This is a genomic window from Amycolatopsis sp. NPDC049868 (assembly GCF_044461365.1).
In the GTDB taxonomy this organism is placed as follows: Bacteria; Actinomycetota; Actinomycetes; order Mycobacteriales; family Pseudonocardiaceae; genus Amycolatopsis.
In genome coordinates this window covers 244579-263708 of the sequence record NZ_JBITKV010000002.1, presented here as the reverse complement: position 1 = coordinate 263708, position 19130 = coordinate 244579, and the positions used below count along the sequence as shown (strand labels likewise).

Genomic DNA, 19130 nt, shown 5'->3' with positions numbered 1-19130 from the left:
CGCCGATGAGGCTTCTCTGTGCGCCGCCTGTGCGGTTCCTGTGAACGATCACCCTGCCGGGGCGGAATCACAGCGCGTGCCCACCGGCGGCACAGCTCCCGCACAGCGACGGCGCCGACCATGGCCGCAACCGAGCACACGGAGGCGTCCAGATGACCGAACCGACCAAACCCGCCGGACCACCGGCGGAGGAGACCGCGGCCTGGGGCGCGCCCGCCCCGGCGGGCGAACCGAAGAAGACCTGGTCGGGTCGCAAGACCGCGATCGCGGCCGGGGTGGCGGTGGTGATCGCCGCCGGCGGCGGCGCCGCGATCTGGGCCGGGACCGCCGCGAACGGCGCCGAACGGGGCGCGATGACGGGCGGTCCCGGCGGCGGCCGGGTGCTCATGGGTCCCGGCGGCGGTATGCCGCGCGACGCGCTGCACGGCGACTTCGTCGTGTCCGACGGCAAGGGCGGCTACAGCACCGAGCGGATGCAGACCGGGGAGATCACCGAGATCAGCGCGACTTCCATCAGCCTGACCAGCAAGGACGGCTACAAGCAGGTCTACACGATCGACGCGTCGACCATGAAGACCGGCGAGCACAAGGCAGGCGAGACGGTGATGGTGACCGCCAAGGTCACCGGGAACACCGCGACGGCGACGAGCATCGGCAAGCCGGGGCAGAACCAGCGCGGCGGGCCGCCCGGACAGGGCCAGGACGGTCAGCGGCGCTACTGAGCCACCTCGGCGAGCAACGCGGCGGCCGTTTCGGCGGGCTCCTGCCCGGAGGTGTCGAGGACGACGCAATCGCCGCCGGAACGCCGCATCCGGGCCGCCTCGGCGATCGCGCGGGCGGCCACCCGGTCCCGTACGCCGGGTGGCGCGCCGCGTAGCTCGTCGCCCGCCAGCAAGGCGGACTCTCCCTCGGCTCGGCGCCGGACCCGCTCGGTGAGCGTGGTGTCGTCCGCGTCGAGGTGGACGACGGTGACGTCCTCGAAGACCCGCCGGTGCTCCGGGCGGAATTCCCGGGCCACGACGATCAGTCGCTTCGCTCCCGCGTCGCGATAACCACGCCAGACGGCCGCCAGCAGCGCCGCTTCGAGGGCCGGATCCGGGCCGGGGTGCGCGAAGCCGAGTTGCGCGAGATCGATGTACGCGACGGGCGCGTCCCGCTCCCACAGGTCCCGCAGCGCGCCGAACGCGGCGGTCGACTTGCCGACCGCCGTCGGGCCGGTCACCACGGTCACCGGTCCGGGCCGCGGCTCTCCGGGGGCAGGCGGCCGAACGGTTCCGGCGGCCACGGCACAGCGACGGAACAGCGCTTCCACGGTCTGCGCGGGCCGCTGGCCGGTCGTGTCCATCGCCTCGCCGAAACCGGCGCGGTCGTAGAGATCCGCCACCGCGAAGAGGTCGGGCAGGACCGAGGCGGGTGAGCCACGCCCGAGAAACCGGCTCCGGAGTTCTTCCCGCTCGCACGTCAGCCGGATGAGCGTGAGGTCGAAGTCCGGGCTTTCGATGTACGGCTTCGCCGGGTCCACCACCCCGGACACGACGAGCTGCGCGGTGCCCCGCGCACGCAGGACTTCCAGTACCCGCAGCAGGTTGGCCGCCTTGATCGCGTGCGCGGCGTCCCCGCCGCCGGGCGGCGGGCCGATCAGCCCGAGCTGGTCGATGTCGACGTACGCGACGCTGCCGCCCGCCTCCGCGAGACGGGTGTACAAACCCCAGGCGGTGGTCGATTTCCCGCTTCCCGGTGCCCCGGTCGTCCAGAGCACGGGCGTCCTCGCTGCCCCCATGGGTTTCGATCTTAGGAACCCCTGTCCAGCGAAATAGGGCAAAGTTGAGCTCGTGCGGGACATCAGTGGTTCGCTGGCGAGGCAGGCCTGCGCGGTCGCGGCCGTCTGCCTGATCGCCGACGCCGGGCTGTTCCTCATCGCCGGGCCGCCGCTGTCACTGGGCTGGCAGGCGTGGGTGCTCCTGATCGGCGGTATCCTCGCGAACGCCGCGCTCGCCGGACCTTCGCGGTATTCCGGCTGGGTGTCCGCCGCGCACGGCGTGCTGCTCACCGCCGCGCCGCTCCTGCTGTTCCCGTACGACCACTACCTGCAGGCCACCAACGCCGGCGTGCTGATCGCGGGTTACCGCGCGGGCGCCTGGCTTTCGACGAAACCCGCGGTCGCCGCCCTGGCTACGATGCTCGCCGGGCTCGTCGCCTGCAACGTCATCCCGGTCGACCGCGGCGACCGGGACTGGCGGCTGCTGGTCATCGACGTCGGCGTGAGCGGGCTGCTGCCGTGGATGGTCGGCCGCTACACGACCGCGCGGCGCGCGTACATCGCCGACCTCCAGCGCGCCGAGGAACAACGGCGGCAGCACGAAGCCGAGGCCGTCCGCCGTGCCGTCGTCGAAGAACGCACGACGATCGCCCGTGACCTGCACGACGTGATCTCCCACCACGTCAGCGCGATCGGTGTGCACGCCGGCGCCGCGCGGCTCGGGCTGCCCGAGGGTGAACCCGCCGTACGGCGTTCGCTCTCGGCCGTCGAGTCGTCGAGCCGGGCCGCGATGGCCGATCTGCGGCGCCTGCTGGATCTGTTGCACGGCAAGGAGAACGGCGACGTCCAGCGACAGCCGGGGCTGGACAACCTCGACGAGCTTCTCGACAACCTCCGCACCGCCGGGCTGCCCGCGCGGCTGACCAGCCACGGCGGGCCGCGCGAACTCCCGGGTTCGGTGGACATCGCGCTGTACCGCATCGTGCAGGAAGCGCTGACGAACGCGCTCCGGCACGGCGACGGCGGGATCGTCGAGATCGACCTCGCCTACCGGCAGACCGAGGTGCTCCTCACCATCACCAACGAGATCGGCCGCCCGAACGCGTCGGCCGAGTCGACGAAACGCGGCCTCGCCGGGATCAGGCAGCGGGTCGCGTTGTTCGGCGGACAGGCCGAATGCGGACCGCTCGACGACGGGCGGCACTGGCGGGTTCGAGTCGGTTTTCCTTTGGAGGCACAGTGATCCGGGTTCTGCTGGCCGACGACCACGCGATGTTCCGGTCCGGGATGCGCGCGGTGCTGGACACCCAGGCGGACTTCGAATGCGTCGGCGAGGCGGCGGACGGACGCGAGGCCGTCGCGCAGGCGGCCTCACTGCGCCCGGACGTCGCCGTCCTCGACGTCCGGATGCCCAAATTGGACGGTCTGGCCGCCACCGAGGCGATCATGTCCGCGCCCGGTAACGACACCCGCGTCCTCGTGCTGACGACCTACGACTCCGACGAGTACGTCTACCGCGCGCTTCGGGCCGGTGCGAGCGGGTTCCTGCTGAAGAGCCTCGCCCCCGAAGAACTCGTCTCGGCCATGCGGGTGGCCGCGCGCGGCGACGCGCTGATCGACCCGACGGTGACCCGGCGGCTGGTGTCGACCTTCGCCACCAGCATCGAACCCGCGGCCGCCGAACCGGCGGAACTCGAACGGCTCACCTCACGCGAACGCGAAGTCCTCCTGCTCGTCGCCGACGCCTCCAGCAACGCGGAGATCGCCGTGCGACTGCATGTCGGCGAAGAGACGGTGAAGACCCACGTCTCCCGGATCCTGGCGAAGCTCGGGCTGCGGGACAGAGTGCACGCCGTCGTCTACGCCTACCGCAACGGATTGGTGGGGAACTGACCCCTCACCTCGGCAGTCACGTCGCGAAAGTGGCTTTCGCGACGTCTGATGTCCCGAAAGTGGCTTTCGCGACATGTACCCGGGGCCGGGGCCGTGCCATCCCGTCGGTGGTTCGGCCGCGCTTGATCGGTTCGCCGGGCGGGGCGCCCGGTGCCAGAATCGCCACAGGGCACGTCGAGGCGGGGAGCTGTGGATGAAACGCTGGGTCACGCTCACGATCGGGCTGGTCTTCCTGCTGGTCGGCGGCGTCTGGGTGCTGCAGGGCGCCGGCGTGCTGACCGGCAGCTTCATGACCGGGCAGAAGCTGTGGTTCCTGATCGGGCTCGTCGCGTTCCTGGTCGGGGTGGTGCTGGTGGCGGCCACCGCCCGCCGCACTCGGCAGACCTCCGGTGACGACCGGGCCGACTAGCCATGGTCGTTATCGCCGAGCACGCGTGATCAGAGGCGTGACACGCGTGATCAGAGGCGTGACACGCGTGATCGGGTGGCGAACACGCGTGATTGGAGAGACGTGACACGCGTTCTCAGGCGATCTTGAAGATCGGGTAGCCGGGCGCGATCTCCAGCAGCTTTTCGTCCGATGCCTTCGCGTCGACACCGTCGAAGAACATACCGACCTCGAACTTCCAGCGCTTGAGGTACGCGCGCAGGATCTCGGGCTTCTCGTGGTCGGCGAGTTCGGTGTAGGTGAACGTTTCGGTGCGGCGCCCGACGCGGAGCTGCCCCTCGCCGGCGACGCGCAGGTTCCGCACCCACTGCGTGACGCCCCGAGGAGCGACCAGGTAGCGCTCGCCGCCCAGCTTCAGCAGGTTGACCGGGACTGAGCGCAGTTCGCCGCTCTTGCGACCGCGGACCGAGAGCACCCGGCTGCCCAGGACGCTGACGCCGAGCTTCGTCAGCTTCAGCACGAACTCGTTGAACGCGTTGGTCGCCTTGGCCGGCTTGACGTAGCGGATCGCGGCGGCGTTGGTGGTCATCTCGTCTCCTCGAAGTCTGCGAGAGCAGCGCTCTCTGTTAAGAGCAGTGAACACCAGAGCGGTGCGCCATGTCAAGAGCAGTGCTCTCTTTTAGGTGCGATGCTCTACAGTGAGAGCATGGCCGCCACTCAGACCGCGCGCGAACGTGCCCGCGCCGAGCTCACCCGTGAGATCAAGGACGAAGCCCGCCGCCAGCTCGCCGAAGTCGGCGCGCTCGGCCTCTCACTCCGCGCGGTCGCGCGAGAACTGGGCATGGTCTCGTCAGCGCTCTACCGGTACTTCTCCAGCCGCGAGGAGCTGCTGACCGCCCTCATCGTCGACGCGTACAACGCCGTCGGAGAAGCCGCGGAGGCCGCCGACGACCCCAAGAAGGCTCCGCTGGAACGGTGGGAGTCGATCTGGCACGCGGTCCGCGCCTGGGCGAAGGCGCACCCGCACGAGTACGCGCTGATCTACGGCTCGCCGATTCCCGGCTACCAGGCGCCGCAGGACACCGTCGCTCCCGCCGGCCGGGTGGCCTTCGCGCTGGTCGCGGTCCTGCGCGACGCGAATCTCCGGATCGAGACCGAGGTCGGCGAGATGCCGGTCGAGCTGCTGCACCAGCTCGACGCGCTCACCGAAATCCTCAAGGTCAACCTGGGCCCCGAGACCGCCTCGCGGCTGATCATGGCCTGGACCCAGCTGTTCGGGATGATCAACTTCGAGTTGTTCGGCCAGTACGTCGGCTCCGTCGACCCGTCGGACGCCTTCTTCGGGCACGGGGTCCGTCAGATGGCCGAGTTCGCCGGGATCAAGATGACCGGCTGAGCGCGGTCCACGAACGCATCAGCAGCTGGACGGCGTCCACCACGTCCTCGTCGCCGGTTCCTTCCGGGCTGAGGAAGCGCTGGAACAGGAGACCGTCCTCAAGCGCGTGCAGGATCAACGCGAGGAAGGCCGGGTCGGCCGGCGGTTCCGCGCCCCGTGCGGCGAGCTCGGTCCGGATCGAAGTCTCCAGCAGCGCTCGTGTCGACTTCTCGCCTTCGCCGACGAGCGGGCGGGCGTCGGGATTCCGCAGCGCGTAAAGGGCCAGCTCGGTGCGCAGCGTCAGCCAGCCGGCGAGGTGTTCGGCGCGCTCGACGTTCCAGGCGCGCAGCCGGTCCATCATCTCGGCGAACGAACCGACGCCTTCACGCAGCGCGGCGACCTCCTCGGCCTCGCGCTGGGTCCGGCGGCGCAGGAGTTCGACGACCAGCTCGTGTTTGCCGTCGAAGTTGCCGTAGAAGGCACCGCGCGTGAAGCCTGCCCGCTCGGCGATCTGCTCGACGGACGTGCCGTTGACCCCGCGTTCGGAGAACAGCTCGGCGGCCGCCGCGAGCAGGCGCTGCCTGGTCTGCTCGCGGCTTTCCTCCCGCGTCAAGCGTTTCGCCGTCACACGGCGATCTTAGAGTTCGGGCTGGGGCTTCCGGCCGGACAGCCACACCCCGCCCGCGAGGACGGCGGCGGCGACCACGACGGCCAATGCGGTGAGCGACCACAACGCCTGGCTCGCCAAGAACGCGGCGACCGCGCCGAAGAGAACGGCGACGAGGAGCAACGGCGTGGTCCGGACGGCTGCGGCGGCGGGGACGGTGTCCATGGGAGCTTTCCCTTCGGGGGTGGTGCGCGGAACACTCGGTTTTCGCGGAGGTGACCTCGCCGGCTCGGTGGCCTTACGCCGGGCGGGGCACGGATCACCCGTCCGGGCGAGATACCGGCGTGGCGGCTAGCGTCACGACGGGACGACATCGACGGAAAGGCGGCTCGCGGTGGAGAAGTGGGCGGAGCAGGTCGGCAGGATCCGGGTCATCGGAACCGGGGTGATGGGCCGGGGCATCGTCCAGCTCGCCGTGACGGCAAGGCTCGAAGTCGAACTGGCCGACGCCCGGCCCGAGGCGGTCGGCGAGGCCATCGAGCACGTCGGCGCGATGCTGGGCAAGCTCGCGTCGAAGGGCAAGATCACCGAGGAAGCGGCCGAGTCCGCGAAAGGCAGGCTGATCGCGGCCGAGGGTCCGCTGGCCCCCGCCGACGGCGTCGACCTCGTCGTCGAAGCGGTCCGCGAGGATCTGGAGATCAAACGCGCGCTGTTCGCCGAGCTGGAACGGGTCTGCGGCCCGGACACCGTTTTCGCCACCAACACCAGCTCGCTTTCCGTCACCGAGATCGGTGCCGCGCTGACCGATCCCGGCCGGTTGCTCGGCCTCCACTTCTTCAACCCGGTCCCGCTGATGCGGCTGGTCGAGGTCGTGCCCGGTGCGCGGACCGCCGCCTGGCTGCCGCCCGCCGTGACCGAACTCGTCCGCGGCTGGGGACACGAACCCGTCCTCGCCCGCGACGCACCGGGTTTCCTGGTCAACCACGCCGGGCGCGGGCTCGGCACCGAAGCGCTGCAGATCCTCGCCGAAGGGATCGCGAGCCCGGCCGAAGTGGACCGCGTCGCCCGTGACGTGCTCGGCCTGAAACTCGGCCCGTTCGAACTGCTCGACCTCACCGGTCTCGACGTCTCGCACGCCGTGCTCGAAAGCATCTGGAGCGGCTTCCACGGCGAACCGCGGTTGCGGCCGTCGTGGCTGACGCGTCCCCGAGTCGCCGCCGGGCTCTTCGGCCGCAAGAACGGCGAAGGCTTCTACAGCTATGTCGACGGGCAACAGCAGGTCGAGCCGGAACCGGCCGCGCCGGAAGCCCCGAGCACCCCGGTGTGGGTCGACGACGAACGCCTCGGCACCCTGCTTTCGGCGGCAGGCATCCAGGTGGTGCACTCCGCCTATCCGGACACGGTCCTAATCGTCAGCCCGATCGGTTCATCCACTGTGGACACCGCGCTCGCGGCGGGTCTCCCGGCGGAACGGGTCGTCGGCGTCGATCCCCTCGGCGGCTACGGGAAACGCCTGACGCTTTCGGTCCACCCCGCGCTCGACCCGGCCGCCGGCCGCACCGCCTGGGGCGCGCTCGCGGCGACCGGCCTGCCGGTGACCGTGGTCCGCGACGGCCCCGCGCCGATCGCGCAGCGGCTCCTCGCGTCGATCGTCAACACCGCCTGTTTCATCGCCGGGCAGCGGCTCGCGACGCCGGAAGACATCGACACCGCCGTCCGGCTCGGCCTCGGCTACCCGCGCGGGCCGCTGACCTGGGGTGACGAAGCGGGCGCGGATCTCGTGCTGCGGGTCCTGCGCGGTCTCGTCGCGAGCACCGGCGACCAGCGCTACCGGCCGAGCGCCTGGCTCACCGAACGCGTGGCGCTCGGCCTGCCGCTGACGTCGACCGGCACCTCCCCAGCGGATCTGCTGCGCTGATACCCCGAAGCGCGTGAAGGCCCCCTTCCTCCATCCATGCCCCCGCCACCGCCCTCAACGGACGCGCTGGCGCGCGCATGCCTGATTCCATGAGCCGAGGGAAGGGGGCCTTCACGCGCGTTTACCGCTTACCAGCGGCCGTCGGTCACGGTTCCGTTGGAGGCGCTCCAGAACACGTAGCCGCCCTGGAAGTTGTTCTGCCGTCCTCCCGTGACAGCCATCTCGTCGGTGGTCGGGTAGCCCAGGTACGAACGCTCCCAGCCGAGCGCGGCCCAGCGCTTGCGGATCTCGCCCCACACGCCGTGCGAGTCGGTCGCCATCGACCAGTAGATGGAACCACCCTTGGTGAAGTGGGTGTACCGGCCGGCACCGTCCGGCGTGGCCGCCTCGTCCATGGTCGGGTACCCCATGGGGCCGGATTCCCAGCCGAGCGCCGCCCACCGGGCGCGGATCCGGCCGTGGATCGCCCTCGCGTCCGTCTGGACGGTGTAGTAGATCGACGCGTCCTTGCTGAAGTGGTTGTAGCGGCCGAGCCCGTCCGGAGTGCCCGCCTCGTCGGTGCTCGGGTAGCCCAGCGGTCCCCGCTCCCAGTCGAGCGAAGCCCACTTCTGCCGGATCCTGCCGTAGATCGGGTGCGCCCCGGTGTTCACGGTGTAGTAGATCGACGTCTGCAGGACTCCGGGCCAGACCGGGAAGTGGTTGAACCGGCCGACACCGTCCGGAGTGGACTGTTCGTCGGTCGCGGGCGGCCCGAACTTCGCGTGTCCACCGGCGGCGAGGTACTTCTTGAGGATCTCGCCCTCGATCTGCTTCACCCCCGTGTCCTTCGACCAGTACAGCCGCCCGCGTTCGTAGGTGCGGAAGCGGACCGTGCCGTCGACGGCCTCGGGCGCGGTCGGCGCGCCGAGTCGTTGCGCCAGCGCGGGCTCGTCGCGGTAGCGCTTGTCGATCGGGGTGATGTAGTTCGCCGTGATCGTCTGATCGCTTGTGCCCATGGTGATTTCGGTCAGCCGCCCGGTCGCCCCGTTCGACCAGCCGGTGAAGGTCGACGCGCCGTCCGAAGCGACCTCGGCCGCCTGGATCTCCACCTTCGCGCCTTCGACCACCATCGCCGACGAGGCCCCGCCTTCCGGCGTGATGCCGAGCGCCGCGGCGACGTTGCTGGTCAGCGTGAGCCGGTGCTCGCGAGGCTTCGCGACGTAGGTCTTCGAGACCTTGACGCCGGCGCTGTCGGTCGCCGTCGCGGTGAACTCCAGGTTGGAGTCCGTGTGGTCGGTGAACGGCATGGCGAACTCGGGTCCGGTGCCGCTGCGGTCCGGATGCGCGTGGCAGACCGCGTTCTCGGGGCAGTGCCGGACCAGGGTGGTCCAGGTGACCGGGAGGTCTCCGTCCTCGGTGTCGGTCACGGTCGCGCCGGCCTTGACCTCCTCGCCGACGGCGAACAGGCGCTCACTAGGGTCGGTCATGGTCAGCTTCGGCGAGTGGTTCCCGGGCGCCACGGCGATGTCCGTGCTCCCGGACGCCTGCAGGCCGTCCTTCACCGTCAGTTTGGCGGTGAACTTCTCGGTGCCCGCCGCGTAGGTGCGGCTGACCTTCACACCGGTGCCGGTGGTGCCGTCACCGAAGTCCCATTCGTAGGTCAGCTGGTCGCCGTCGAAGTCGTACGAACCGCTGCCGTCGAAGGTGACCGTGCGGGTTTCCGGGTTCGTTTCTGACGTGGCGACCGCGACGGGAGCCTTGTTCCCCGTGGTGTAGCTGAGTCGTCGCAGCAGGCCGCTGTAGATGTCGGCGTAGACGATGTCACCGTTCGCCGCGGCCAGGAATTTGACCGGGCCACCGATACCGGTGAACTTCGGCGGCGTCTCCTGCGGGCGGACGACGCGGCCCTGCGTGTCGTACTTGGCCGTCCAGAGCTTCTGGGTGGCGTAGTCGCCGAAGAAGTACGCGCCCCGGTATTCCTCCGGGTACGACTCTCCATTGTAGACAATTCCGGCGGTGACACTGTTCCCGTTGTCGACGCCCTGTCCGTGGCGGATCGCGAGCATCGGCGGGGTGTTCACGGCCGACGCGCACTGCGGCATCGCGGAGAAACCGTCCGCGGGCTGGTTGCCCTCGAAACAGGGCCAGCCGAGATTCGCGCCCTTCTGGACGAAGTTGATCTCTTCCCAGGTGCCCCAGCCGACGTCGCCGACCACCGGGAGGCCGGTGCCGGCGTCGAGGCTGAACCGGAACGGGCTGCGGAAGCCGCTCGCGAACACCTTGGAGCGCAAGGAGTTCGGATTCGCCGCGGTGTAGTACGGGTTGTCGGGAACGCCCGCACCGTCCGCGGTGATGTGGAAGATCTTGCCGAAGATCTTGTCGAGGTCGTACACGTTGAGCGCGAACGGGTCGGCCGCGCCCTGGAACCGGGAGCTGTCGCCGGTCGAGATCCACACCGTGCCGTCGGGGGCGGCCACGACACCGGTGATGCCGTGGATGTCGGTGTTGGCGGCGCCCTCGACGAGTACCTTTTCGCCGGTCAGCCCGGTCGGCTCGGCGGTACCGGTGACCGTCCAGCGCGAGGCGCGCAGGGCGATCCCGCCGCCGGCGACGTCGACCGCGCGGGCCGTGTAGACCGTGCGGGAGGTGGCGTAGTCGGGCGCGATCGCGAGTCCGACCAGCCCCAGGTCACCACTGCTGCGCACCGGCAGGGTGGCGATGCTCCGGGTCTGCCCGGTGGTGGACACCCAGGCGACGTTGCCCTCCTTTCCGGTGGTCAGCATCGAGCCGTCGGGCAGGTAGGCGAAGTCGGTCAGGTCGTACGGAGCCTGCCCGCTCTGCTGGTCACGCAGGACGAAGCCGGGTGGCAGCACCGGCGCCGCGGACGCCGGAGTGGACGTCAACGGCACCAGCAAGGTCACTATCAGCAACGTCACGAGGGCGTGACAGAGCGCACGGAAACTCGAAGGCATGCAAGGGCCCCTTTCCCCAGTCGAACGTCTCATCGAGGGGTCCCAGGTGGACATTTCACACTTTCGAGTGCCTTTATCGAACTGTGATCACCACCGTCGGTCGATCACCTGCCCCGTGCTCCGGTTCCAGGTGATGTAGCCGCTCTGGAAGCTGCTCTGGCGTCCGATCGGGATGCTGAACTCATCCGTCGTCGGGTAGCGCAGGTACGACCGCTCCCAGCCGAGCGCGGCCCACCGCTGCCGGATCGCCCCGTGGATCGCGCGCGAATCGGTGGCCATCGTCCAGTAGATCGAGCCAGCCTTCGTGAAGTGGTTGTAGCGGCCGGCACCGTCCGGCGTCGCGGATTCGTCCGTGGTGGGGTAGCCGAGCGGGCCGGTCTCCCAGCCGAGCGCCTCCCACCGGACGCGGATGCGCCCCCAGATCGCGTGCGCGTCGGTCGGCACCGTGTAGTAGATCGACGCTTTCTTGCTGAAGTGGTTGAACCGGCCGATCCCGTCGGGGGTCGGGAGCTCGTCCGTCGCCGGATACCCCAGCGGCCCGCGCTCCCAGCCGAGCGCCGCCCACTTGACCCGGATGCGCCCGTACACCGGATGCGCACCGGTCGACGTCGTCCAGTAGATCGAAGACTGCATCGTGCCGGGCCAATTCGGGAAGTGGTTGTAGCGGCCGACGCCGTCCGGGGTGGCGGTCTCGTCGGTCGCGGGCGGCCCGAACTTCCGGTGCCCGCCCAGCGCGAGGTACTTCTTGAGGATCTCGCCCTCGATCTGCTTCACGCCGGTCTCGGCGCTCCAGTAGAGCCTGCCGTTCGCGTACGGCCGGTAGCGCACGGTCCCGTCGGCGACCTCGGACCCGACCGGTGCGCCGAGTCGTTGCCGCAGCGCGGGTTCCTCCTGGTAGCGCTTGTCGATCGGGGTGAGATAGTTCGCGATCAGGGTCAGGTCGTTCGCCGGGACGGTGACGGTCACCGTGCGCGAAGTCCGCCCGTCGGACCAGTTCGCGAACGTCGAAGCGCCGTCCGCGGCGATCTCCGCCGCCACGACCTCGAATGTCGCGCCCTCGGTCACCATCGCGGTGCTGACCCCGCCTTCGGCCGGGATGCTCAAGGCCGCGGCCACGTTGCCGGTCAGCGTCAGCCGGTGCTCACGCGGCATGGCGACGTACGTCTTGCTCGCCGTCACCCCGGCGCTGTCGGTCACCGACGCGGTGATCTCGACGCGGGAGTCCTGGTGCTCGGTGAAAGGCACGGTGAAAGCCGGTCCGCTGCCCGGCGAACCGGGGTGCGCGTGACAGGTCGCCTCCTCCGGGCAGTGCCTGATCAGCGTGGTCCACGAGACCGGCAGCACGCCGTCCTCCGCGTCGGTGGCCGTCACCTCGACGACGACCGGTTCCCCGACCGCGAACGTCCGGGAGCCGGGATCCGTCATCACCGGCTCCGGCGAATGGTTTCCCGGCACCACGACGACGTCCGTGCTCCCGGCGGCACCGAGACGGTCCGTGACGGTGAGACGCGCTGTCGCACTCGTGAGCCCGGCGCCGTAGGTGTGGGTCACGCGGACACCGGTCTGGCTCGTGCCGTCGCCGAAATCCCAGTGGTAGGTCAGCGGATCGCCGTCGAAATCGTAGGAACCGCCACCGTCGAAGGTCACCGTCCTCGTCGACGGCTCGGTGCTCGACGTCGCCACCGCGACCGGTTCCGCGTTCGTTCCCGGATAGCTGAGGCGCCGCAGGTTGCCCGTGTGGATGTCGGCGTACACGATGTCGCCGTTGGCCGCGGCCGCGAATTTGACCGGCCCGCCGATGCCGCTGAACTTCGGCGGCCGCTCCGGTGCCCGGACGAGCCTGCCTTGGCTGTCGTACGTCATCGTCCAGATCTTCTGCGTGACATAGTCGCCGAAGAAGAAGGCGCCCCGGTATTCGTCCGGATAGGACGTTCCACTGTAGACGATCCCGGCGGTGACGCTGTTGCCTTCGTCGACGCCGGAACCGTGGTGGTACGCGGTGATCGGCGGCGTGTTGACCACTCCGGCGCAGCCCGCCAGCCCGGAATACCCCGGCGTGGGGGCGTTTCCTTCCCAGCAGGGCCAGGCGTGGTTCGCCCCCGGCCGCACGACGTCCACCTCTTCCCAGGTGTTCCAGCCGACGTCGCCCACGACCGGCAGGCCGAGCCGGGGGTCGAGGGAGAACCGGAAGGGGCTGCGATAGCCGCTGGAGAAGACCTTGGAGCGATGGGCATCCGGTGCCGCGGCGGAGTAGTACGGATTGCCGGGGACGCCGGCTCCGTCCGGGGTGACGTGCAGGATCTTGCCGTAGAGCTGATCGAGGTCGAGCGAGCGCAACGCGCCCGGATCCATCCTGGTGAAGTCGGCGGCGTCGCCGATGGAGATCCACAACGTGCCGTCGGGCGCCGTGACGAGCCCGGTGATGCCGTGGACGTCGTAGAACCCGGGAAGGTCGACGAGCACCCGTTCGTTCGACAGACCGGTGGGGATGTCCGTGCCGGTCATCGTCCAGCGCGCCACCCGCATGGTGAACGCGCCGCCGCCCGTGTCGAACGACCACGCGAGGTAGATCCGGCGTGACGTGGCGTAATCCGGCGCGATGGCGAGACCGACGAGCCCGAGGTCGCCGTCGTCGTGGACGGGAAGGTTCGCGATCGTCCTGGCCGGGCCGGTGAGCGGAACCCAGGCGACCTTGCCGCTCTTGCCGATGCTGAGCACGGAACCGTCCGGCAGATAAGCGAAATCGGTCAGGTCGAAGGCGGCCTGGCCGCTCGGCTGGTCACGCAGGACGAAGCCGGACGGCAGAGTGGGCGCTCCGGTCGCTTCCGGAGCGCCCACCCATCCCGGGAGAAGCAGGATCGAAACCGACAGTGCGACGAGTAGACGTGTGAGAGCCCGGCTCCTGATCATCGGCGCTTCCCCATTTCCGGCGTGTCCTTGGCACGTCGCCGGAAACGGGGAAGTCATTGCCGCCGGAAGCTTTCATTTATCTCAAAGCAACCGAACCGCAATGATCCGCACGGGAGCGCTGCCACACGGCGATTCGGGTCAGGGCCAACGGTTTGATCGCGGGCCAGGTCCGTGAAGGCCTCCTTGCCTACCCTGAAGGTAGGGAAGGAGGCCTTCACGGACTACGCGATCGCCACACTCGCCCCAAGTACACCAGCAACCACAACGATCACAAGCGCCGCGCGTGAAGGACCCCTTCCCTCGGCTCAGCCGAGGAAACTCGACCTTCACACCTTCCCAAGTACATGAAGGCCCCCTTGCTTGCGCCTGGCGCAAGGAAGGGGGCCTTCATGTACTGGGGCGTGACGACCAGCGGTCCCGACGCGGGTCAGGCCACGACCTGCACCACGTCGCCGTTCTGCAAAGTCGTGAAGTACTTCTGCGAAGCCGCCGCCGACAGGTGGATGCAGCCGTGCGAGTACACCGAGAGGCTGCCGGTGTGGAACGCGATACCCGGCAGGAAGAACACCGAGTTCGGCATCGGCGCGTCGAAGGCCTTCGAGTGGTAGTTCTTGACCTTGGCCGAAACGCGGAACACACCGGTCGGCGTGGCGTGCCCCTTCTTGCCGGGCAGTTGCTTGACCGGCCCGTAGATGACCTTGCCGTCCTTCAGGAGCCACGTCTTCAGCGCGGAAAGGTCCACGCAAGCGCTCACACCCGGTGAGGCCAGCGCGGCCTTGCAGGGCACGTCGGCGGCGTTCGCGGCGGGCTTGGGCGCCGGTTTCGGCGTCGGCTTGGGCTTCGAAGACGTCGGCTTCGGCGTGGAACTGCTGCTGCTCGGCGTCGGCGTCGGCGAGGAGGTCGGCGTCGGGGACGCCGAAGACGGCGCCGACGTGGTCGTGGCCGCGGGCTCGCCCTGCGCGACGGCGCCACCCCCGGGCGCGCTGCCGCCGGAGCCGCCGGAACACGCGGTCAGCACCAGCGCGGTCGCCAGTGCGGTCACCCCCACCAGGAACTTCTTCACGACCCGTACCCCCGTTTGCCCGTAGTCCTTCTGACATGGGTAAAGACGGAGGTCACCCGTCCGGGGTTGTTGATCGGAAGGTCACGATCACGTCTCAGGGAACGCGGCCGACGACCCTCGCGTACATGCGGCCCGGATTGGCGCCTTCGTCCAGATAGCCGGGCAGCGGCGGCAGGTCCCGCGCGAACACGGCCAGGCGCCCGAACAGTTCGTCCGCGTCGCGAGGGCGCCGTTCCGGGTCCTTTTCCAGCAGGTCCGCGAGCAGGACGTTCAGTCCACCCGGGACACCGTCCACTTCGGCCGGGCTCTCCTTGACCTGCTTCTCGAACACCGCGTACGCCGTCGGGCCGGTGAACAGCTGCCTGCCGGTCAGCATTTCGTGCAGGACGCAGCCCAGCGCGTACAGATCGCTGCGCGGCCCGGCGATCCCGCGCTGGATCTGTTCGGGCGCCATGTACGCGGGGGTGCCGAGGATCTGCCCGGCGCGGGTGAACTGGGCGACGTCGGTCTCGCGCAGCATCGCCAGCCCGAAGTCGAGCACCTTCACGCTGCCGTCGGGGCACAGCATCAGGTTGGTGGGCTTGAGATCGCGGTGACAGATGGAGAGCGCGTGCGCGGCGGACAGCACGGCGCAGGCCTGCGCGGCGATCGCGGCCGCCCACGGCACCGGCAGCGGGCCGTGTTCGGCGGCGAGATCGGCGACGGTCACGCCCTCGATGAACTGCATGACCTGGTACAACCGCTCGTCGTAGGTGCCGAAGTCGTACAGCGTCGGCGCGCCCGCGTGTTCCAGGGTGGCGAGGATCCGCGCCTCGCGGATGAAGCGCTGTTCGAGTTCGGCGTCCGGGCCGCCGGGGAGCCCGAGGAACTTCACCGCCACGCGGCGGCCGAGATGCCGGTCGTGGCCCGCGTACACCGCGCCCATCCCACCCCGCCCGAGCGGGAGCTCGTCGAGTTCGTAGCGATCGGCGATCAGCACTAGTTCTCCGGGATCAACTGTCCTTCGGTAAGCCCCGCCAAGCCTAGCCTCACCAGCTCCAGGCCCGATTCCGCCGCCTCACGGAGGGCGTCCTCGAAGGCGGCGAGCCGGGTGAACGCCGCCCCGTGCGCGCGTTGCGTCTCGATCGGCAGGCGCGGGATCCGGGTGCGTTTGAGGTCGATCCTGGTCGAGGAGGTCGGCGTGATCTGCCCGGCCGCGCGCAGGCAGCCGGCGAGGAACGCGGCGTCCAGCCGTTCGGGGTCGGCGCGGTACTTCGACATCGTCGGCTCCGCCGTGAAGGGCTTTCCACTGTGGACATACGCGGGCACGGCCGGCGACGCGACGACATCGCCCTCTTCCACCAGATCCGGGACGGTGAGCACGCCGGACTTCAAAAGCTCCCCGATCGTGACGAACGAGGGCTTCTCGTCGGAAACCACCAGCGTCGGCAGTTCCGGCCGGATCCCTTCGAAATGCTTTCGTACTTCAAGGAAGGCTTCGCCCGCGTGTTCGTCGCGCGCCTGATACCTGGCGGGGGAAAGGTCGATCTCCTCGTCGAGCAGGTCGATGATCCGGACCGCGCCCGGCACCTCGGCTCCGCGCAGGTGTGCCCGCCACTGTTCCTCCACAGTGGACGGATCGGCCAGCAGGAGAAGCCGGGACGGCGGCCGTTCGCCGGATTCCGGCCGCCGCAGCAGCCAGAGATCGGCACCGCCGACCGTGACCACGGCACGCAAAGCACCGGCACGCAACAGGTTCCCGCGAATCCTCCGTCCCGTGCGACGGCCGGCCGCGGCGGGCGGCATGCGGATCGCGACGAGCCCGCCGGGTTTCACATGCGCGAGGCAATGCTGCACCCACGCCAGTTCCGGTTCGCCGCGTGGCGGCTGGCCGTACTCCCAGCGCGGGTCGCCGATGAGTTCGTCGTAGCCCCATTCCCGTTCGTTGAACGGCGGATCGCAGACGACGGCGTCCGCGAGAACCCCTTCGTAGGAGTCCATCGACAGGGCGTCCGCGCCGTACATCTCCATGTCCGCACCCGCGAGCAGGAGCCGGTGCGCGGCAATGCACGACGTCGCCGGATCGTCGACCTGGCCGAGCAGCCTGGTCCCGCCGGAGGCCAGCAGCAGCGTCCCGAGCCCGCACGCGGGGTCGAGCACGACGCCGGGTCCGGGACCGATGAGCCGGGACATCAACGCCGCCACCGGTTCCGGCGTGACGGACAGCTGGCGCGAGTGCGCGTCGACGTAGCGTTCGCACAGGAACTCGAAGGCCTCGCGCGCGCCTCGCTCCTCGACGAAGCGGTCCAGCAGTCCGAGCAGTTCGGCGTCGTCGTAGCGGGGCGAGAAGGTCCACACGCCTCGCCGCGACAGATACGACCCCACCCGGCCGACCCGGTCGCCGAGCGCCAGATCGTCACCGAGGTTCCGCAGCCGTTGCCAGATCCGGTCACCGAGCGAGATCTCCACCGGCTTCCCGCGCTCACGCAGCCAGTTTTCGACGGCGAACAGGGAAAAGAGGGGGCTCGACGCCGTCCCGCCGACGGGCGGCGGAAAATCGCCGTAACGTCGGCGCCAGTTGCTGACGGCGGCGCGGCCGACGCCGGCGATGCGCGCGATGTCCGCCGCGGTGACGGTGGCTTGCTCCTCCATCGCCGCATCGTAACCGACAGCTGACCATTCCAACCCTTTGTTTGTGAACTCAGTACACAGCTGCTTTACTGGGACCCATGAGGTACACCCTTCGGTACGCCGCCGGCTCGGACGTCGGACGGCGCCGCCAGGTCAACCAGGACTCGGTCTACGCCAGCGCCAGGATGCTGGCGGTCGCCGACGGCATCGGCGGGCAGCCGCACGGCGAAGTGGCCAGCGCCCAAGCGGTCGGCGTCCTGTCCCGGCTCGACGCGGACCTCCGCGGCTTCGACCTCGCGGAGGTCGACCTGGTCGAGGTGCTCACCGGCGGCCTTCGCGCCATCGACGACCGGCTCGCCGCGACGGCCGAGCAGGAGCCCGAGACGCGGGGCATGGGCACCACCCTGACCACTTTGCTGTTCGACGGCTCGCATTTCACGGCCGCCCACATCGGCGACTCGAAGGGGTACCTCCTCCGCGGCGGCACGCTTCAGCGCTTCACCCGCGACCACACGCTCGCGCAGGCCCTCGCGGACGACGGTCGCATCGACCCGTCAGAGGTTGAGGGACACCCCCGCGGCTCGCTGTTGATGAAGGCGCTCCTGAGCACCGGCAGCGGCGAAGCGGACATCTGGACCTTCGACGCCGCCCCCGGCGACCGTCTCCTGCTGTGCTCGGACGGGTTAACGGCAACGGTTGCCGAAACCGTTATCAAGGATGTCCTGGGCGCCTTCCGCGATCCCGCCGAGACCGTCCCGCGACTGATCGACCTGGCCAACGAGGGTGGCGGACCGGACAACATCACCTGCGTCGTGGCCGACGTTCTCCCCCCTGCGGCCGCCTGAGCCCGCGAAGCCGCAAACGCAGGTCAGACCCACCTTCGTGGGGGTGAAACGGCATCCGGTATCGTTCCCCACGGAGGATTGGCCGAGCGGCCTAAGGCGCACGCTTGGAAAGCGTGTTGGGTTCACGCCCTCGCAGGTTCGAATCCTGTATCCTCCGCCGTCAGCAAGGCCCCGGACGTTCCGACGTCCGGGGCCTTGTTGATTACTTAGCAGGACCTTCACTTAACAGAGTCAGTTGATCACGCTAAGTTTTATAGTGGTCGTTCCAGCCCCCGACGTCCCAAGGAGTCCGCCAAAATGGCCGGAGTCGAAGAGATCCGCGCTGGTATCGCGCTCGCGAACGAGAAGGCATCCGCGAGCATCGCCGCACTTCAGCAGGCAGCGCAGTCTCTCGAAGAAGCTCAGCTTTCGCTTTCCCAGGCCACCCAAGGCAGTACCCAGCACGAGGTGAGCCAGGCGCACGGGCTTCTCGCCGAAGCCCTGCAAGGCATCACCGGTATGCAGAGCACCATCCAGGCGGGCATCTCGTCGGCCGAGTCGTACTCGACCCGTCTCTGACATGTACCTCGAAGAACTGCACCAGCTGCTGACGGCCGTCCAAACCGGCCTCGCCGACGGACGCGCCCATGCCGAGCGGGCCAGGGGCCTGCTCGAAGAGTCCAGACGCGCCATCGTGGAACCCCAGGCCCAAGCCGTGCCGTGGGTACCGCCGCAGCTGGCGCAGGCCGACGAGGGAATGGAAAATCTCCTGACGCGCCTTTCCGCCGCTGACGACCTGGTCAGCGGTTACCAATCCCGCCTCTGAGATCGG

18 protein-coding genes and 1 tRNA gene are annotated in these 19130 nt (G+C 69.4%); 10 read left to right on the top strand and 9 right to left on the bottom strand.

Going from position 1 to position 19130, the window contains the following annotated elements:
- Positions 1-152: 152 nt before the first annotated feature.
- Positions 153-722 (top strand): hypothetical protein, encoded by a 570-nt coding sequence (locus tag ACIBTM_RS09350; protein WP_395876036.1) that lies wholly within the window; start codon positions 153-155, stop codon positions 720-722.
- On the opposite strand, the gene ACIBTM_RS09345 is transcribed toward ACIBTM_RS09350, so the two are convergent.
- On the bottom strand, positions 716-1780 hold the full coding sequence (locus tag ACIBTM_RS09345) for a hypothetical protein (protein ID WP_395876035.1): 1065 nt from the start codon (positions 1778-1780) through the stop codon (positions 716-718). The two genes, ACIBTM_RS09350 and ACIBTM_RS09345, sit on opposite strands and share 7 nt — an antisense overlap.
- Before the next feature lie 52 nt (positions 1781-1832).
- Between ACIBTM_RS09345 and ACIBTM_RS09340 the strand changes: the two genes are divergently transcribed.
- The 3 genes from ACIBTM_RS09340 (at position 1833) to ACIBTM_RS09330 (ending at position 4061) form a co-directional block, all read left to right on the top strand.
- Positions 1833-3002, top strand: coding sequence for a sensor histidine kinase (locus tag ACIBTM_RS09340; protein WP_395876034.1), 1170 nt, complete (start codon positions 1833-1835; stop codon positions 3000-3002).
- Positions 2999-3652 carry a response regulator transcription factor gene (locus tag ACIBTM_RS09335; RefSeq protein WP_016337954.1) on the top strand — a complete coding sequence of 218 codons (654 nt, stop codon included), beginning with the start codon at positions 2999-3001 and terminating at the stop codon, positions 3650-3652. The genes ACIBTM_RS09340 and ACIBTM_RS09335 overlap by 4 nt, the downstream gene beginning before the upstream one ends.
- A 193-nt stretch (positions 3653-3845) precedes the next feature.
- Complete coding sequence (locus tag ACIBTM_RS09330) at positions 3846-4061, top strand: hypothetical protein (protein WP_395876033.1); 216 nt, start codon at positions 3846-3848, stop codon at positions 4059-4061.
- Between the two features lie 115 nt (positions 4062-4176).
- Here the strand turns inward: ACIBTM_RS09330 and ACIBTM_RS09325 are convergent, their stop codons facing one another.
- A complete protein-coding gene (locus tag ACIBTM_RS09325) occupies positions 4177-4629 on the bottom strand; it encodes a nitroreductase family deazaflavin-dependent oxidoreductase (protein WP_395876032.1) in 453 nt (150 codons plus the stop codon).
- A gap of 117 nt (positions 4630-4746) precedes the next feature.
- Between ACIBTM_RS09325 and ACIBTM_RS09320 the strand changes: the two genes are divergently transcribed.
- Positions 4747-5436, top strand: coding sequence for a TetR/AcrR family transcriptional regulator (locus ACIBTM_RS09320; protein WP_395876031.1), 690 nt, complete (start codon positions 4747-4749; stop codon positions 5434-5436).
- On the opposite strand, the gene ACIBTM_RS09315 is transcribed toward ACIBTM_RS09320, so the two are convergent.
- Together ACIBTM_RS09315 and ACIBTM_RS09310 are read right to left on the bottom strand one after the other, a co-directional pair.
- The gene (locus ACIBTM_RS09315; protein ID WP_395876030.1) at positions 5420-6043 is read right to left on the bottom strand and encodes a TetR/AcrR family transcriptional regulator; all 624 of its coding nucleotides are present in this window, start codon (positions 6041-6043) and stop codon (positions 5420-5422) included. The two genes, ACIBTM_RS09320 and ACIBTM_RS09315, sit on opposite strands and share 17 nt — an antisense overlap.
- Positions 6044-6052: 9 nt before the next feature.
- Positions 6053-6247, bottom strand: a complete 195-nt coding sequence (locus ACIBTM_RS09310; protein WP_395876029.1) for a hypothetical protein — start codon at positions 6245-6247, stop codon at positions 6053-6055.
- Positions 6248-6416: 169 nt separating this feature from the next.
- Between ACIBTM_RS09310 and ACIBTM_RS09305 the strand changes: the two genes are divergently transcribed.
- On the top strand, positions 6417-7940 hold the full coding sequence (locus ACIBTM_RS09305; protein WP_395876028.1) for a 3-hydroxyacyl-CoA dehydrogenase: 1524 nt from the start codon (positions 6417-6419) through the stop codon (positions 7938-7940).
- Between the two features lie 128 nt (positions 7941-8068).
- Here ACIBTM_RS09305 and ACIBTM_RS09300 read toward each other — a convergent pair whose 3' ends face one another.
- The 5 genes from ACIBTM_RS09300 to ACIBTM_RS09280 form a co-directional block, all read right to left on the bottom strand.
- Positions 8069-10891, bottom strand: a complete 2823-nt coding sequence (locus ACIBTM_RS09300) for a PQQ-dependent sugar dehydrogenase (RefSeq protein WP_395876027.1) — start codon at positions 10889-10891, stop codon at positions 8069-8071.
- 87 nt (positions 10892-10978) lie between these two features.
- Positions 10979-13801 (bottom strand): PQQ-dependent sugar dehydrogenase, encoded by a 2823-nt coding sequence (locus tag ACIBTM_RS09295; RefSeq protein WP_395876026.1) that lies wholly within the window; start codon positions 13799-13801, stop codon positions 10979-10981.
- A 427-nt stretch (positions 13802-14228) separates the two neighbouring features.
- Positions 14229-14864 (bottom strand): L,D-transpeptidase, encoded by a 636-nt coding sequence (locus tag ACIBTM_RS09290; protein ID WP_395876025.1) that lies wholly within the window; start codon positions 14862-14864, stop codon positions 14229-14231.
- Positions 14865-14958: 94 nt separating this feature from the next.
- Complete coding sequence (locus tag ACIBTM_RS09285) at positions 14959-15843, bottom strand: serine/threonine-protein kinase (RefSeq protein ID WP_038521243.1); 885 nt, start codon at positions 15841-15843, stop codon at positions 14959-14961.
- Entirely contained in the window at positions 15843-17495 is a 1653-nt protein-coding gene (locus ACIBTM_RS09280; RefSeq protein ID WP_395876024.1) for an N-6 DNA methylase, read from the bottom strand. The genes ACIBTM_RS09285 and ACIBTM_RS09280 overlap by 1 nt, the downstream gene beginning before the upstream one ends.
- A 77-nt stretch (positions 17496-17572) precedes the next feature.
- Here ACIBTM_RS09280 and ACIBTM_RS09275 point away from each other — a divergent pair, with 77 nt between their 5' ends.
- The 4 genes from ACIBTM_RS09275 (at position 17573) to ACIBTM_RS09260 (ending at position 19124) form a co-directional block, all read left to right on the top strand.
- Positions 17573-18319 carry a PP2C family protein-serine/threonine phosphatase gene (locus ACIBTM_RS09275; RefSeq protein WP_395876023.1) on the top strand — a complete coding sequence of 249 codons (747 nt, stop codon included), beginning with the start codon at positions 17573-17575 and terminating at the stop codon, positions 18317-18319.
- 72 nt (positions 18320-18391) lie between these two features.
- Positions 18392-18476: transfer RNA gene (locus ACIBTM_RS09270), tRNA-Ser, on the top strand.
- 140 nt (positions 18477-18616) lie between these two features.
- On the top strand, positions 18617-18877 hold the full coding sequence (locus ACIBTM_RS09265) for a hypothetical protein (protein WP_005167132.1): 261 nt from the start codon (positions 18617-18619) through the stop codon (positions 18875-18877).
- 1 nt (position 18878) lies between these two features.
- A complete protein-coding gene (locus tag ACIBTM_RS09260) occupies positions 18879-19124 on the top strand; it encodes a hypothetical protein (protein ID WP_395876022.1) in 246 nt (81 codons plus the stop codon).
- Positions 19125-19130: the final 6 nt, after the last annotated feature.